This is a genomic window from Streptomyces sp. NBC_01431 (assembly GCF_036231355.1).
Classification (GTDB): domain Bacteria; phylum Actinomycetota; class Actinomycetes; order Streptomycetales; family Streptomycetaceae; genus Streptomyces.
The window spans coordinates 872,587-887,172 of record NZ_CP109496.1 but is presented as its reverse complement, the minus strand read 5'-3'; the positions used below and the strand labels follow the sequence as shown (position 1 = coordinate 887,172).

Genomic DNA, 14,586 nt, shown 5'->3' with positions numbered 1-14,586 from the left:
GATCAAAAAAGAGGTGGGGTTAGCATATGAGCGCCGCCTAGCTCGAAAGATAAACCTGTGACTGTCAATGACGACTCGTTCACCAACTGGAAGAACCGCGAGGAGATCGCGGAGTCGATGATCCCGATCATCGGGAAGCTGCACCGGGAGCGGGACGTCACGGTCCTGCTGCACAGCCGCTCCCTGGTGAACAAGTCGGTGGTCAGCATTCTCAAGACCCACCGATTCGCCCGGCAGATCGCCGGCGAGGAGCTCTCGGTCACCGAGACGCTGCCGTTCCTGAAGGCGCTCACCGCCCTCGATCTCGGCCCTTCGCAGATCGACATCGGCATGCTCGCCGCGACGTACAAGAGCGACGACCGGGGCCTGTCGGTCGAGGAGTTCACCGCCGAGGCCGTCGCCGGAGCCACGGGTGAGAACAAGATCGAGTGCCGTGAGGGACGCGACGTCGTCCTCTACGGGTTCGGCCGCATCGGCCGCCTCGTCGCCCGCCTGCTCATCGAGAAGGCCGGTTCCGGCAACGGCCTGCGGCTGCGGGCCATCGTCGTCCGGCAGGGCGGCGACCAGGACATCGTCAAGCGTGCCTCGCTGCTGCGCCGCGACTCCATCCACGGCCAGTTCCAGGGCACCATCACCGTCGACGAGGCGAACAGCACCATCGTCGCCAACGGCAACGAGATCAAGGTGATCTACGCCGGCGACCCGACGGAGGTCGACTACACGGCGTACGGCATCAAGGACGCCATCCTCATCGACAACACCGGCAAGTGGCGCGACCGCCAGGGTCTTTCCAAGCACCTGCGCCCCGGCATCGACAAGGTCGTCCTGACCGCGCCCGGCAAGGGCGACGTGCCCAACATCGTGCACGGCGTCAACCACGACACGATCAAGCCGGACGAGCAGATCCTGTCCTGCGCCTCCTGCACCACCAACGCGATCGTTCCGCCGCTGAAGGCGATGGCGGACGAGTACGGCGTGCTGCGCGGTCACGTGGAGACCGTCCACTCGTTCACCAACGACCAGAACCTGCTGGACAACTACCACAGCGCGGACCGTCGCGGCCGCTCGGCGCCGCTCAACATGGTCATGACCGAGACCGGTGCCGCCTCCGCCGTCGCCAAGGCGCTGCCCGAGCTGAAGGCGCCGATCAGCGGCAGCTCGATCCGGGTGCCGGTGCCGGACGTCTCGATCGCGATCCTCAGCCTGCGCCTGGGCCGCGAGACCACGCGCGAGGAGGTCCTCGACTACCTGCGCAACGTGTCGCTGACCTCGCCGCTCAAGCGCCAGATCGACTTCACCACCGCCCCGGACGCGGTCTCCAGCGACTTCATCGGCTCGCGCCACGCCTCGATCGTGGATGCCGGCGCCACCAAGGTCGACGGCGACAACGCGATCCTCTACCTCTGGTACGACAACGAGTTCGGCTACTCCTGCCAGGTCATCCGGGTCGTCCAGCACGTCTCCGGAGTCGAGTACCCGACGTACCCCGTTCCGGTGGTCTGATCGCGCGGACTCGTCCGGCAGGGGGAGGGTGACCGGGAACGGTCGCCCTCCCCCTGCCGTCTGCCGGACGGCACCCGAGCGGGGGCATTGCGCGGTCGGCGCCCGGAGCGACCCCCTAGGCTGCCACGCGACACCGGCCCCCAGCTCAGGAGCGCACATCGTGTTCGACCCCGTACCGGATCATCCGTACCCCGACGGCCACCGAGTGGACGAGGCGCCCGCCCCGCACGCGCTGCTCGCGCCCGTGACCGGCCTGTTGGGCACCTGGCACGGTCGGGGACGGGGCGGATACCCGACGCTGGCGGAGGACTTCGGGTACGCGCAGGAGGTCACCTTCAGCCATGACGGCCGTCCCTTCCTCCGGTACGAGGCCAGGGCCTGGCTGATCGACGCGGACGGGGCGCCGCTGCGTCCGTCGGCCCGGGAGAGCGGCTGGTGGCGGCTCCAGCCGGACGGCCGGGTGGAGGCGCTGATCACCCAGCCCACCGGCATCGCGGAGATCGCGGTGGGCCGGGCGAGCGACAACACGGTCGACCTCGCCACCCACGAGGTGGCCCTCACACCCACCGCCAAGGAAGTCAACGGCACCCGGCGCCGGTACGTCCTGACCGACGACGGCACGCTCACCTTCGTCCACGACCTCGCGGCCGTGGGCCGGCCGTTGCAGCACCACCTCTCGGCGAGCCTGCGCCGTAAGGGCTAGACGCACCGGGGTGAGGGTCGTGCGGGCGGCTCTTCAGGACCGCTCGGCGCCGAACGGTCCGCCGACGGCGAAGACCTGGGCGGCGAAGCGTTCGCCCATGCGGCGGTGGCTCGCGGCGTCCGGGTGCAGCTGGTCGGGCAGCGGCAGCTCGCTGAAGTCCGCCTCGCCGTACAGGGCCCGGCCGTCGAGGTAGTGCAGGTTCGCGTCCTGCGCGGCGCGCTGCTTCACGATCCGGGCCAGTTCGTCCCGGATGACTTGGAGCGTCAGCTTCCCGGCGGCCTTTTCCGCCGGGTCGCCCGCGGCGCGGAACCGGAGCCTGCCCGCGCCCAGTTCGCTGAAGTCCGGGGCGCTGGGGCCGGGGGTGTCCTCGTGGATGGGGCACAGAACCGGCGAGACGACCAGGAGCGGGGTGGTGGGATGCCCCTCGCGGATGGTGTCGAGGAAGCCGTGCACCGCCGGAGTGAAGGCGCGCAGCCGCATCAGATCGGCGTTGACCAGGTTGATGCCGATCTTGACGCTGATCAGGTCCGCGGGAGCGTCGCGCATGGTACGGGCGGTGAACGGGTCAAGCAGAGCGCTGCCGCCCAGGCCCAGGTTCACCAGCTCCACTTCCCCGAGGGAGGCGGCGAGCGCGGGCCACGTCGTGGTGGGGCTCGCGGCGTCGGAGCCGTGGCTGATCGAACTGCCGTGGTGCAGCCACACCTTGCGGCCCCGGTCCGGCACCGGCTCGACCGGGGCGTTGGTACGGAGCGCCACCAGCTGGGTGATCTCGTTGTGGGGCAGCCAGATCTCGACGTCCTTGTCGCGCTCGGGCAGACCGGTGAACCGGGCGGTGCCGACCGGGCCGGGCCGGGTCTCGGCTGAGCCGGTGGTCATGTCGATGGTCAGCACGTTGCCGCCCGCGACGCTGGTCTGCCCGGACAGCAGGCCGTCCACGAGCACGTCGTACACCCCGTCGGGGCGCGGCGGGGCGCCCCGGTAGTCCATCTTGGTGGGCAGGGTGTCGAGCTCGACGGTGGTCGCGCGGGTGCGGAACACCAGCCGTACACCGGAGGGTTGGGCCTCCGCCATGGCCAACTGCCCGTCGGCGCACTGCGCGCGGGCCCACGCGGGCAGCCGGTGCGGCAGCAGCCCGTGCTCGGTGCGCTCCAGGTCGAGCGCGCCGCGCAGGAGGTCCGCGGTAATGGGCGTGGTGGTCCAGTCCGCTGCCCGGCCCGTGCTGGACGGGCCGGAAACGGGGTCGTGTTGAGCGCTCATGATCTCAGGCTGTCAATCGGATACCTCTTCCGCAAACCGATTTCCGACGCGTCGCGGGGCACTGGCCGGTGCGGTCCGATCCGGCCGGGCGGCTCGGGGACGGACCTCGGCGGCGGCTACCAGTAGTGCCGCCGTCCGCCGACCGCGTGTCCGAGGGATCCAAGGAGCCACAGGATGGCGCCGAGGACGACGAGAATGATGCCGATGGTCCACAGGATGGCGATGCCCGCCGCGTAGCCGATGATGAGGAGAATGACTCCGAGGACAACCATGATGTCCTCCGATCTCGGAAGAGTTCCAGCCTTGGATCCCAGGGTAGTTCCGCGACTTCGGTCATGGCGACCGGTGGGGCACCCGGCCCGGCGAGGCCGCGCGAGGCCGTGCGAAACCCGCGCCCGAAGCGGCGGGGCGCCCCCTGCGCACGGCCGGCGCCGCGATTCACCCCGCCCCTTCACCCAACGCGTCCCGCACAAACACACAGCGTCACTTCGTGCATGACGAAGGTGCCGCTGGGCACAAGGGGAGGGCCCGATCCCCAGCCGCGGAGGCCTTCTGTGAGTTTCGTATGCGACACGCTGTTCATGGAGATGGAGCTGGAGCTGGACTCCGGTGCGGCCCAGCAGGTGCCGGTCACGGCCCGGCTCACCTATGACGCGACCGACGCGTTCGCGATCACCGTCGACTTCGAACTGCATGCGGGGATGTCCGTCACCTGGCGGCTGGCGCGGGACCTGCTGGCGCAGGGCATCGAGCATCCGGTGGGTGAGGGGGATGTGCGTGCCGCTCCTCAACTTCTCGGCCCACGCCGCGAGGTGCGCATCGAGCTGATGGGCGCGGGCCTCGACGGCCAGTGGGGCCGCGCGGTGTTCTCCGTGTCGGCCCGCGCCCTCCAGCAGTTCCTGGAGCGGACGTACGAGGCCGTACCGGCGGGGGAGGAGGAGGCCGACGTGGACGGGTTCCTCGCCGAGCTGTTCACGAGAGACTGAACCGAAGTGTCCGCGCAGTCCGGGGGCCGACCGCGGACCGCGACGGCCCCGGCGAGTGAACTGCCCGCGGCGGGCGCTGCGGGCGCCCGCCGCGGTACCGAGCGCAGGCGCTCCCGCCGTGCTCCTAGGCGTTCGTCAGCCGGAGCTGGACGTCGACCTCCTGGTCGCCCGCCGCGGCGCTCGCCGTCTCGACGCCGAAGGCCGCTGCCAGCGTCCGTCGCAGCCGGTCCACCGCGACCGGGCCGCCTTGCAGGTCGGCGGTGACGGGCCCGGCCAGGAGCACCCCGGCGACCTGGTCGGGAGCATGGTCGACGACGTAGCTGCCGGCCCAGGCGTCCGGCCTCGGCCCCGGGCCGCGCCGGGGTACGTCGTCGGCGCGGTCCGAGGTGAAGTGGCTGCCGAGAACCTGGAAGACGGCGTTGGCGTCGGCCGCGTCACACTCGCCGAGCATGACGTGCACCAGATCCGGGGAGTCGGCCGCCGCGTCCGGGGAGGCCGGTGATGGTGAGTCGTTCACACTGTTCTCCGTACTTGTGGTTCGGGTGGAGTGATGGGCGTCGCGGAGTCACTCGCGGCAGAGGCAGAACGGGTGGCCCGCCGGGTCCGCGTACACCCGGAAACCTCGTTCGCCGTTGCCGTCGTCCACGTCGAGCGGGGTCCCGCCGAGGTCGAGCACCAGCTGGTGTGCCGTCTCCATGTCCGGTACGTCGAAGTCCAGGTGGAGCTGCTGGGAGTTGTGGTCGGCGCGCGGCCAGTCGGGAGGGGTGAGGCCGGGAGCCCGCTGGAAGGCGATACGGTGGCCGCCGGGGGCGTACAGGTCGTACCAGTCCTCGCCGTCGTTCGTCACGTGTCCGCCCAGGATCCCGGCGTAGAACGCGGCGAGCGCCTTGGGGTCGGGGCAGTCCAGGGCCACCAGGCAGTACGTTGCGACGGGCATGTCGGCCTTTCTCCTCGGGGTTTCGCGGTGGTGGTGATCGGGCGGCGGTCAGAGTTCGCGCAGTGCCGGGAGCAGCTTCTTCTCGGCCCAGTCGATGAACGGGCGCTGCTGGTCGCCGCCGACCTGGACCAGGGCGATCTCGGTGAACCCGGCCTCGGCGTAGGGCCGTACGGCCTCGACGAAGGTGTCGACGTCGTCGCCGCAGGGGATGGTCTCCGCGACGTCCTGCGGGGTGACGTACTGGGTGGCGGCCTCGAAACCGGAAGGTCCGGGAAGTTCCGCGTTCACCGGCCAGCCGCCGAGCGCCCAGCGGAACTGGTCGTGGGCGCGGGCCCTGGCGGCGTCCCGGTCGGGGTCGTAGCACACGGGCAACTGACCGATGCGGGGCTTGCCTTGGCCGCCGTGCCGGTCGAAGGCCGCGAGCAGGTCCGCCTTGGGCTCGGTCGCGATGACCAAGTCGCCCATGCGGCCGGCCAGTTCGCACGACCGGCCGCCGGAGACGGCGACTCCGATCGGAGGAAGTTCGTCCGGCAGGTCCCACAGGCGGGCGTTGGCCACGTCGAAATGGGCGCCCTCATGGTTGACCGTACCGCCCGCGAACAGGGCGCGGATGATCTCGATGGCCTCTTCGAGCATGTCCAGGCGGACCTGCGGTGAGGGCCAACCGCCGCCCACCACATGCTCGTTGAGGCTCTCACCCGAGCCGAGACCCAGCCGGAAACGGCCCTCGGACAGCAGCTGCATCGTCGCGGCCTTCTGCGCCACGACGGCGGGGTGGTAGCGGCTCGTCGGGCACGTCACATAGGTCATCAGCGGGATCCGGGTGGTCGCCTGGGCCGCCGCGCCGAGCACGCTCCACGCGTAGGGCGCGTGTCCCTGGGAGGCCAGCCACGGGAAGTAGTGGTCGGAGATCACGGAGAAGTCGAAGCCCGCCTGCTCCGCGGCGACCAGATCGCCGACGAGGGCGCGGGGGCCGGCCTGCTCGGTCATCATCGTGTAGCCGATTTGAACCATATTTCACCCTTTGCCGAACTGCTCCAGCTGAAACCTCCGGCCCCCTCGAACCGCCCGGGTACCCCCGTACCCGGGCGCACACGCGATGGAGGGCGGTCGGCGAGCGACATGGCCGAGTCAGGCCCGGCTGGCGGGCGCGGACAGGTTTCGTCTCCGACGCGGGGGCAACCCGACCAGCGGTCCCGTCTTCCGGGCGAGGACTTCCGGGCGAGGAGTCGTCGTGGTCGTCATAGCCGTTCTGCTTCCTCACGTCATGCTGGGCGTGGTGCTCGTGCTGGCCCGGTACGAGGAGTTCATGCTGGGCGGGCAGCCGCCGGTGCACCGGGCCCGCCGAGATGTTCCGGGCCGCAAATGACGGCATGATCGGCAGTGGGCGACATCGCGGTACAACGGATCGAAAGGCGTGGGGCGTATGGCACGTGCGGCTCTGTTCGACGTCGACGGCACCCTCGTCGACACCAACCACCTGCATGTGACGACCTGGTGGGAGGCGTTCCGCCAGGCCGGACACGACGTGGCCATGCACGACATCCACCGCTCGATCGGGCTGGGCTCCGACGACCTCGTCGCCAGGCTGCTCGGAGAGGACCGCGACCGCGACAAGGACGAGGCCCTCAGCGCCGCACACACCACCTTGTACGCCACCTACTTCGAGCGGATTCCGGCGCTGCCCGGGGCCCGCGACCTGCTGCGGGAGCTGGCCGGCCGGGAGTGGCGGATCGTGCTCGCCACCTCGGCGGGAGGAGCGGAGCTGGCGGCGCTGCGCCGCGCCATCGACGCCGACGACGTCATCGCGGGCGTCGCGAGCGCGGATGACGTGGCCGAGGGCAAGCCCGCTCCCGATCCGGTGCACCGGGCGCTGGAACTGGCCAAGACCGACCCCGCGGATGCGGTGTTCGTGGGCGACACGGTGTGGGACATGAAGGCGGCCCGCGCCGCTGACGTCCGCGCCGTCGGGCTGCTCGCGGGCGGGATCCCCCGCGCCGATCTCGAAGAGGCGGGCGCCCAGGTCGTGTACGGCGACACCGCGGAGCTGCTCTCACGCCTGGACACCAGCATTTTCGCCCAGATGGAGCGAGCGGGCTGAGTTCCGGCGTCCGGACGCCATGGGCCCGCCGCTGGTTTCAGAACCGGAGCTCCCTGGCGACCGTGATGCGTGCGTCCATGTTGCGCCCCATCATCCGCAGGGCGGCATCGGCCAGGTCCTCATGGATGTGCGCGACCGCGTCGCGGGGGACGGTCACCTTGAGGTGCCGGATGTGGGCGTCGAGCGCCGAGTAGAGGACGCACTGCTCGGTGACCTGCCCGCACAGCACCACATGCGTGATCCCCTGCTCCCTCAGGAGATAGCTCAGCGGGGTCTCGTAGAAGATGGAGTGCCGCGCCTTCACCACGAACAGCGAGTCCTCGTCCGGGCTGAGCGGGCGTACGAGATCGGCATGCGGGCCCGCGAGGGCCCGTTCCAGGAGCTCGCCGTGGTGCGACCTCCACTGCCCGAAGTTGTCGTTGGCGTAGATGACGGGAACATCGTGGCGCCGTGCCCGGTCGAGCAGATCCACCATGGCGGGCAGCGCCGCCTCGGCGGCCGGGATCAGCAGGTCGGCGTCGTCGTGGTCATACGTGTTGATCATGTCGATGACGATGACGGCGGTCTTGTCCATGCCTTCCACCTTGCATCCGGCCTCCCCCGCGGCGCCCGTCGGGAGACGCTGGTCAGGGGGTCGGCGGGGCGGGGGAGGGCAGGTCGCACACCGCGATCGCCCGTTCCACCAGGCTGCCCAGGATGAGCCTGCCTCGGTGTTCGCACACACTGGTCGCCATCCGGAAGCGTGCGCGCCCGCGTCCGAGGTCGTGCAGGACGCGGCCCGCGGGGTCGATGCCCAGGACGCGGACACCCCTGCGCGGCGGCGGCCGGAGCCGGGTGGCCGCGGCTCCGGCCCGCCGCCGCACCCCGGCGGGTGTGCGGTGCAGCCACTCCAGCGGCGGCTGCCGGGGCGCCGCCAGGGCGGTCCAGATGGTCCCGGCGGCACTGCGGGAGAGGTTGTCGGGGAATCCCGGCAGGTCCCCGACCAGTGTGTCGTGCCGTCCGGCGCGCGGACCGGTCAGCCACAGCCGGGTGAGGCGGTACGCGCCGGTCTCCGCGACGGCCACGTACGACTCGTCGGCGGACAGGACGACCCCGTTGGCGAAGTGCAGCCCGTCGAGCAGGACTTCCGGAGTGCCGCCCGGCCGCAGCCGCAGCAGCTGACCCGTGCCGGAGTGCTCCACGATGTCCGCCTGCCAGTGGGCGAGGCCGTAGCGGCGGCTGGAGACGCTGAAGTACACGGTGCCGTCCGCGGCGGCGGCCGCGTTGCTGCAGAACCGCAGGGGCCGGCCGGCCACCGACGCCGCGAGCACCTCGGGCGGGCCGGCGGATTCGGGGGCGATGCGCAGCAGCCCGCGCTCGGCGTCGCAGACCAGCAGGCGGCCGTCGGCCAGGACGTCCAGGCCGAGCGGGCGGCCTCCGGTGCGGGCGATCTCCTCGACGCGGATCACGCCGCCCGGCGCGGGCAGCGTGATCCGCAGGATCCGGCCGTCGTCGGTGCCCGTCAGCACCCGCCCGCCGCCGTCGACCACGACGTCCTCCGGGCCCCTGGCGCCGATGCCGAGCAGGCCGAGCGGCGGCAGCGGTGAGGCCGCGCGCTTCGCCGGCCTCACGGAGCGGGCAGCGGACGGCGGGCCCGCAGGCAGCGGGTCATTTCCTCCGCGTACGGGGCGATCACACCCGCGCCGATGACCGCGCCGAGCGTGAGGAGGTATGTGACGGGGAGCGGCCGGGACTTGGGCAGGAGCTTCCAGTCCTCGGGGCCGCGGCCGCCGCGCAGCGCAGCACGCACCTCGTCGGCGTGCAGGCACGCGGTGAAGGCCAGACCGGCCAGTGGCAGCACTTCGAGGAAGCTGTGGATGTGCTGTTCCAGGGGGCGCACCTCGCGCTTCTCGGTCGCCAGCGACACGTCGTACAGGGCGGTCGCGCCGTGGGCGACGGCCGCCCCGCCCATCGCGGACAGGACGAGCGGATTGATCCTGGCCAGCAGGCCCATGGCGACCGGGAGCCCGGCCTCGGTCATCATGAGCGCGTGCACGGCGGATTCCTTGACGCCCGTGGTGTGTTCGATGCGGGTGCGCCGGTGCATCCACCAGTCGGCGAGGCCCGGCAGGACCCACAGGGGCAGGACGCCGTAGAGGAGGAAGCGGCGGTTGACGTCCTCGACATCGGTGGAACGGGCCGGGACCGACAGGTCGCGGCCGCGCCGCCAGTGGTGCCAGTTCCGGACGAGGGTGCTGCCGGGAAGAGCCATGGGAGCCTCCTGGGAAAGCGGGCGGAAGAGGTGGGCGGGCGCGCGGAACCGGCCGCGGGGCGCTGCCGGGCGCGGGTGGCGCCGGCTGCTCCGCGGGCCCGGCGGGCGGCCGGCGCTCAGCCGTGGCCCGCCTCCTCCTGGGCCCCTTCGTTCGGCGTGAGGGCGTCCCCTCCGCCACTGCCGCCGTGCGGATCCTTGTCGGGTTCCGGCTTGCCCACGTTGCGGGTCTCCGCCTCCTCGAACTCCTTGAGTGCTTCGCCGAGCGCAGTGTCGGGGCGCGGCTCGCCGCGGTCGTGGTCCTGCTTCTTCGGGCGGGTCATGTCACTCCCTGGTCGGGTCGGTCCAGCGCGGCTGGAGCTTTGTGATCTCCGGGTCTCGCGTACCCCGTTCTGCCCGGTCGAGCCGGTCGGTCTCGGCCGACCGGACCCGGTCGGTCTCAGCCGAGCTGGGGCAGCACCTTGGTGCGGTAGAAGTCGAAGAACCCCTGCTGGTCCTTGCCGATCTGGTTGATGTAGACGGTGTCGAACCCGGCGTCCACGTACTCCTTGACCGCCGCCACATGGGCCTCCGGATCCGCCCCGCAGGTGACGTTCGCCGAGACGCGGTCGGGTGTGACGAGTTCGGAGGCCTGCTCGAAGTGGCGGGGGGTGGGCAGTACCTGCGGCAGCTCACCCGGCAGTTGCTCGTTGGCCCACAACCGGTGTGCCGTGCGCACCGCTTCCTCCTCGTCGGTGCTCCAGCACACCTTGAGGCCCGCGTACACCGGCTTGCTGCCCCCTCCGCTGCGCCGGAACCGCTCGATGCCCGCGGAGTCGGGGGCCATCGTGATGAAGCCGTCCCCGACCCGCCCCGCCACTTCGGCGGCATGCGGGCCGAAGGCGGACACGTCGATCGGCACGGGCTCGTCGGGGAGGGTGTAGAGCCGGGCGTTCTCCACGGTGTAGTGCTTGCCGTGATGGCTGACCTGCTCCCCGGTGAACAGCTGGCGCATGACCCGGACGGCTTCCTCCAGCATTTCCAGCCGTACGGAGGTCTCCGGCCAGGGATCGCCGAGGATGTGTTCGTTGAGGGCCTCACCGGTTCCGATTCCCAGCCGGAACCGGCCGCCCAGCTGCACCGCGCTGGTGGCCGCCGCCTGGGCGACCACGGCCGGGTGCATCCGCACGAGTGGGCACGTCACAGCGGTTTCCACCGGCAGCGACACCGCCTGGGACAGGGCGCCGATCACGGACCAGACGAACGGGCTCTGCCCCTGCTCGCCGTTCCACGGGTGGTAGTGGTCGGAGATCCACAGGGCGGTGAATCCGGCCTGCTCCGCCATTCTGGCCTGCTCCACCAGTTCGGCCGGGGTGTGCTCCTCGCTGGACAGGAAGTAGCCGTATTCCGTCATTCGAGACTCCTCACAGGCGGCGCGTCACATCCCCACCCGGGTGGCCGAAGAACGGGCAGCGAAACTGCCCGGGGCCGCCGTTCGGACAGCGGTGATCCGGCTCCGTCACTCGTCACCCTAGGCGCGGCCACCGGCCGCCGCATGCGAGAGCCGCCCCGAGCCGGGCCGTCGAAGACCGCGATTGACCTGTTCTCGTGCCCCGCGGCCGGGCGCCGGCCGACTGGCGGGAGCCGGGGCCTACAGGTAGCCGTAGAGGGGTGTTGCCACCTCGTTCAGGGGTACTGGCGCAGCTGACACCTGACCGAGGAGGAGCGATGGATGTGGCCGACAGCGCCGCTTCGCCCGGCCGTGGACGAGCGGCGTGGGGCGCGGCGGCGGACGTGGACGTCGCCGCCCTGGAACGCGCCCTTCGCGCACGCGTCGACGGGGAGGTGCGCTTCGACGCCGGGAGCCGGGGGGCCTACAGCACCGACGGGTCGAACTACCGCCAGGTCCCCATCGGCGTCGTGGTGCCCCGCTCGGTCGACGCCGGAGCCGAAGCCGTCGCCGTCTGCGCGGAGTTCGCGGCGCCCGTCCTGTCGCGCGGCTCGGGCACCAGTCTGGCGGGCCAGTGCACCAACGCGGCGGTCGTCATCGACTGGACGAAGTACTGCTCGGCCCTCGTCAGCGTCGACACCGTCCGGCGCACCTGCATCGTCGAACCAGGCATCGTCCTGGACGAACTCAACCGTCAACTCGCCCCGCACCGGCTGAAGTTCGGGCCCAAGCCCTCGACGCACAGCCACTGTGCGCTCGGCGGCATGATCGGCAACAACTCGTGCGGCGCGTCCGCGCAGGCCTACGGCAAGACCGTCGACAACGTGCGGCGCCTCGAAGTCCTCACCTACGACGGCACCAGGATGTGGGTCGGTCCCACCACCGCCGAGGAGTTCGAGGCGATCGTCGCCGACGGCGGCCGCCCGGCCGAGATCTACCAGGGGCTCAAAGACGTCATCGACCGCAACCTGGCGGAGATCAGGCGCGGCTACCCGAAGATCCCCCGCAGGGTGTCCGGCTACAACCTGGACTCGCTGCTCCCGGAGAACGGCTTCGACCTGGCCCGCGCCCTGGTCGGCAGCGAAGGCACGCTCGTGACGGTGCTGCACGCCGAGCTGGACCTCGTGCCGGTGCCGCCGTACGACGCCATGCTGGTCCTTGGCTACCCCGACATCTGCGCCGCCGCCGACGAGGTGCCCCGGCTCCTGAAGCACGGCGAACCGGCCCAACTGGAGGCGCTGGACGGGCGGATGGCGCAGCTGATGCGCGAGGAGCACGCCTACCTCGAATCCCTGGAGCGCTTTCCCGACGGCGACAGCTGGCTGCTCGTACAGTTCACCGGCGACAGCCAGGAAGACGTCGACGGGCAGGCCCGCGCCCTGCTGCGGGCGCTCGGCCGGGACGAGAAGGACCCGTCGGTGGCGTTCTCCGACGACACCGCCCGCGAACAGGAGATGCTCAAGGCCCGCGAGGCCGGGCTCGGGGTCACCGCCCGCCCGCCCGACGAGCGGGAGACGTGGGAGGGCTGGGAGGACTCCGCGGTGCCGCCGGAGCGCCTGGGCGACTACCTGCGCGCCCTCAAGGAACTGTTCGACGAGTTCGACTACGACCACCCGTCCCTGTACGGGCACTTCGGTCAGGGCTGTGTCCACACCCGGATCCCGTTCGGTCTGAAGACCGCCGACGGAGTGGCAGCCTTCCGCCAATTCCTGTTCCGCGCAGCCGACTTGGTGGTCTCCTTCGGCGGCTCGCTGTCGGGGGAGCACGGCGACGGGCAAGGCCGCGGCGAGCTCCTCGTCAAGATGTTCGGCGAACCGCTCGTGACGGCGTTCGGTGAGGTCAAGGCGGTGTTCGACCCCACGGGCCGGATGAACCCGGGCAAGGTGGTCGGCCCGTACCGCACCGACGAGAACCTGCGGCTCGGCCCCGCCTGGCGGCCTCGGGAGACGGACACCCACTTCGCCTACCCCGACGACGGCCACTCCTTCACCCGGGCCGTGCTGCGCTGCGTGGGAATCGGCAACTGCCGTACCCATACCGGGGGCGTCATGTGTCCCTCCTATCGCGTCACCGGAGAGGAGGAGCACTCCACCCGCGGCCGGGCCCGGCTCCTGTTCGAGATGCTGGACGGGCACGCCGACTCGCCGGTGAGCGGCGGCTGGCGCTCAAGCGAGGTCAATGACGCCCTGGACCTGTGCCTGGCCTGCAAGGGCTGCAAGTCCGACTGCCCCACCGGCGTCGACATGGCCACCTACAAAGCCGAGTTCCTCTCCCACCACTACGCCCGTCGGCTACGCCCGGCCGCGCACTACTCGATGGGCTGGCTGCCCCTGTGGGCCCGAATGTCGCGGCTGGCCCCGCGCACGGCCAACGCCGTGCTGCACGCTCCCGCCCTGGCCGGACTCGGTAAACGCCTGGCGGGCGTGGCACCCCGGCGCGAGGCGCCGGTCTTCGCCGAGCAGTCGTTCGTCCAGTGGTGGGCCGCGCGAGGACTGCCGGAACCCGACCCGGCCGACCCGCGGACCGTGGTCCTGTGGCCCGACACGTTCTCCACCTACTTCCACCCCGCCGTCGCCAAGTCGGCCGTACGGGTCCTGGAGAGCGCCGGTTTCCACGTCGCGGTGCCGACCCGGGCCGTGTGCTGCGGACTCACCTGGATCTCAACAGGTCAACTCATAGCAGCCAAACGGGTGTTGGGTCGCACCATCGACGTACTGCGGCCGTGGCTGGAGGCCGGTACGCCGATCGTGGGGCTCGAACCGTCGTGCACCGCGGTGTTCCGCTCCGACGCCCCCGAGCTGATGCCGGACGACCAGGACGTCCAGCGTCTTGCCCATCAGACGTCGACGTTCGCCGAGTTCCTGCTCCATCACGCCCCCGACGACTGGCGGCCACCGTCGCTCACCCGCGCCGCCGTCGTCCAGCCGCACTGCCACCAGCACGCCGTCCTGAAGGACGACGCCGACCGGGAACTGATGCGCCGCGCCGGACTCGAAGCCGACGTTCTGGACGCCGGGTGCTGTGGTCTGGCCGGCAACTTCGGCTTCGAGCAGGGCCACCACGACCTGTCCATGAAGATCGCCGAACAGGCCGTCCTGCCGGCCGTCCGCGCCGCGGCACCCAGCGCCCTGGTCGTCGCCGACGGGTTCAGCTGCCGCACCCAGATCGAGCAGGGCGACACCGGACGACGGGCGATGCACCTGGCCGAGGCGCTGGCCCTCGGGCTCGACGGGCACGCCCCCGCCGACCATCCGGAGAAGGCCCTCGTCCGCCCCGAACCGTCCCCGGGCCAGGCCCGCATGGCCACCGGCGCGGCCCTGCTGACCGCCGCCAGCAGCGCCGTCGCGGTGTACGCCTGGACCCGCCGACGGCGCGGGTGACCTCCGCGCGACCTCCGCCACCAGGTGCGCCCGCCCACCACA

At 71.3% G+C, this 14,586-nt stretch carries 16 protein-coding genes; 6 read left to right on the top strand and 10 right to left on the bottom strand.

From position 1 onward, the window contains the following. Positions 1–57 precede the first annotated feature (57 nt). Positions 58–1,503: a glyceraldehyde-3-phosphate dehydrogenase gene (locus tag OG522_RS04265; protein ID WP_329461566.1), complete on the top strand. Its 1,446-nt coding sequence runs from the start codon at positions 58–60 to the stop codon at positions 1,501–1,503. Between the two features lie 160 nt (positions 1,504–1,663). Further along, positions 1,664–2,206, top strand: coding sequence for an FABP family protein (locus OG522_RS04260; RefSeq protein ID WP_329461565.1), 543 nt, complete (start codon positions 1,664–1,666; stop codon positions 2,204–2,206). A gap of 33 nt (positions 2,207–2,239) precedes the next feature. Here the strand turns inward: OG522_RS04260 and OG522_RS04255 are convergent, their stop codons facing one another. Together OG522_RS04255 and OG522_RS04250 are read right to left on the bottom strand one after the other, a co-directional pair. Next, on the bottom strand, positions 2,240–3,463 hold the full coding sequence (locus OG522_RS04255) for a GDSL-type esterase/lipase family protein (protein WP_329461564.1): 1,224 nt from the start codon (positions 3,461–3,463) through the stop codon (positions 2,240–2,242). A 116-nt stretch (positions 3,464–3,579) separates the two neighbouring features. Next, entirely contained in the window at positions 3,580–3,735 is a 156-nt protein-coding gene (locus OG522_RS04250; protein WP_329461563.1) for a DUF6131 family protein, read from the bottom strand. 282 nt (positions 3,736–4,017) lie between these two features. Here OG522_RS04250 and OG522_RS04245 point away from each other — a divergent pair, with 282 nt between their 5' ends. After that, positions 4,018–4,449 (top strand): SsgA family sporulation/cell division regulator, encoded by a 432-nt coding sequence (locus OG522_RS04245; protein WP_329461562.1) that lies wholly within the window; start codon positions 4,018–4,020, stop codon positions 4,447–4,449. Positions 4,450–4,573: 124 nt separating this feature from the next. Here the strand turns inward: OG522_RS04245 and OG522_RS04240 are convergent, their stop codons facing one another. The 3 genes from OG522_RS04240 to OG522_RS04230 are packed head-to-tail and all read right to left on the bottom strand — an operon-like array spanning position 4,574 to position 6,400. Beyond that, complete coding sequence (locus tag OG522_RS04240; protein ID WP_329461561.1) at positions 4,574–4,966, bottom strand: hypothetical protein; 393 nt, start codon at positions 4,964–4,966, stop codon at positions 4,574–4,576. A gap of 48 nt (positions 4,967–5,014) precedes the next feature. Then, positions 5,015–5,386 (bottom strand): VOC family protein, encoded by a 372-nt coding sequence (locus OG522_RS04235; RefSeq protein ID WP_329461560.1) that lies wholly within the window; start codon positions 5,384–5,386, stop codon positions 5,015–5,017. Positions 5,387–5,434: 48 nt separating this feature from the next. Then, on the bottom strand, positions 5,435–6,400 hold the full coding sequence (locus OG522_RS04230; RefSeq protein ID WP_329461559.1) for an LLM class F420-dependent oxidoreductase: 966 nt from the start codon (positions 6,398–6,400) through the stop codon (positions 5,435–5,437). Positions 6,401–6,620: 220 nt separating this feature from the next. Here OG522_RS04230 and OG522_RS04225 point away from each other — a divergent pair, with 220 nt between their 5' ends. Then, positions 6,621–6,755 carry a hypothetical protein gene (locus OG522_RS04225; protein WP_329461558.1) on the top strand — a complete coding sequence of 45 codons (135 nt, stop codon included), beginning with the start codon at positions 6,621–6,623 and terminating at the stop codon, positions 6,753–6,755. A 57-nt stretch (positions 6,756–6,812) separates the two neighbouring features. Next, positions 6,813–7,487 carry an HAD family hydrolase gene (locus OG522_RS04220; protein ID WP_329461557.1) on the top strand — a complete coding sequence of 225 codons (675 nt, stop codon included), beginning with the start codon at positions 6,813–6,815 and terminating at the stop codon, positions 7,485–7,487. Between the two features lie 37 nt (positions 7,488–7,524). On the opposite strand, the gene OG522_RS04215 is transcribed toward OG522_RS04220, so the two are convergent. The 5 genes from OG522_RS04215 to OG522_RS04195 form a co-directional block, all read right to left on the bottom strand. Continuing rightward, positions 7,525–8,061, bottom strand: a complete 537-nt coding sequence (locus tag OG522_RS04215; protein WP_329461556.1) for an isochorismatase family cysteine hydrolase — start codon at positions 8,059–8,061, stop codon at positions 7,525–7,527. A gap of 52 nt (positions 8,062–8,113) precedes the next feature. Continuing rightward, positions 8,114–9,097 (bottom strand): SMP-30/gluconolactonase/LRE family protein, encoded by a 984-nt coding sequence (locus tag OG522_RS04210; protein ID WP_329461555.1) that lies wholly within the window; start codon positions 9,095–9,097, stop codon positions 8,114–8,116. After that, positions 9,094–9,738, bottom strand: a complete 645-nt coding sequence (locus OG522_RS04205) for a diguanylate cyclase (RefSeq protein ID WP_329461554.1) — start codon at positions 9,736–9,738, stop codon at positions 9,094–9,096. The genes OG522_RS04210 and OG522_RS04205 overlap by 4 nt, the downstream gene beginning before the upstream one ends. Positions 9,739–9,854: 116 nt before the next feature. Next, positions 9,855–10,058 carry a hypothetical protein gene (locus tag OG522_RS04200; protein ID WP_329461553.1) on the bottom strand — a complete coding sequence of 68 codons (204 nt, stop codon included), beginning with the start codon at positions 10,056–10,058 and terminating at the stop codon, positions 9,855–9,857. Positions 10,059–10,174: 116 nt separating this feature from the next. Then, the gene (locus tag OG522_RS04195; protein WP_329461552.1) at positions 10,175–11,128 is read right to left on the bottom strand and encodes an LLM class F420-dependent oxidoreductase; all 954 of its coding nucleotides are present in this window, start codon (positions 11,126–11,128) and stop codon (positions 10,175–10,177) included. Between the two features lie 314 nt (positions 11,129–11,442). Here OG522_RS04195 and OG522_RS04190 point away from each other — a divergent pair, with 314 nt between their 5' ends. Next, entirely contained in the window at positions 11,443–14,544 is a 3,102-nt protein-coding gene (locus OG522_RS04190) for an FAD-binding and (Fe-S)-binding domain-containing protein (protein ID WP_329461551.1), read from the top strand. The last annotated feature ends 42 nt before the right edge of the window (positions 14,545–14,586 follow it).

What these genes read in the sequence shown, in the direction of transcription:
- OG522_RS04200 (WP_329461553.1), bottom strand. Translation starts at nt 10,058, where the DNA reads ATGACCCGCCCGAAGAAGCAGGACCACGACCGCGGCGAGCCGCGCCCC.
- OG522_RS04235 (WP_329461560.1), bottom strand. Translation starts at nt 5,386, where the DNA reads ATGCCCGTCGCAACGTACTGCCTGGTGGCCCTGGACTGCCCCGACCCC.
- OG522_RS04220 (WP_329461557.1), top strand. Translation starts at nt 6,813, where the DNA reads ATGGCACGTGCGGCTCTGTTCGACGTCGACGGCACCCTCGTCGACACC.
- OG522_RS04195 (WP_329461552.1), bottom strand. Translation starts at nt 11,128, where the DNA reads ATGACGGAATACGGCTACTTCCTGTCCAGCGAGGAGCACACCCCGGCC.
- OG522_RS04205 (WP_329461554.1), bottom strand. Translation starts at nt 9,738, where the DNA reads ATGGCTCTTCCCGGCAGCACCCTCGTCCGGAACTGGCACCACTGGCGG.
- OG522_RS04255 (WP_329461564.1), bottom strand. Translation starts at nt 3,463, where the DNA reads ATGAGCGCTCAACACGACCCCGTTTCCGGCCCGTCCAGCACGGGCCGG.
- OG522_RS04250 (WP_329461563.1), bottom strand. Translation starts at nt 3,735, where the DNA reads ATGGTTGTCCTCGGAGTCATTCTCCTCATCATCGGCTACGCGGCGGGC.
- OG522_RS04230 (WP_329461559.1), bottom strand. Translation starts at nt 6,400, where the DNA reads ATGGTTCAAATCGGCTACACGATGATGACCGAGCAGGCCGGCCCCCGC.
- OG522_RS04215 (WP_329461556.1), bottom strand. Translation starts at nt 8,061, where the DNA reads ATGGACAAGACCGCCGTCATCGTCATCGACATGATCAACACGTATGAC.
- OG522_RS04190 (WP_329461551.1), top strand. Translation starts at nt 11,443, where the DNA reads ATGGATGTGGCCGACAGCGCCGCTTCGCCCGGCCGTGGACGAGCGGCG.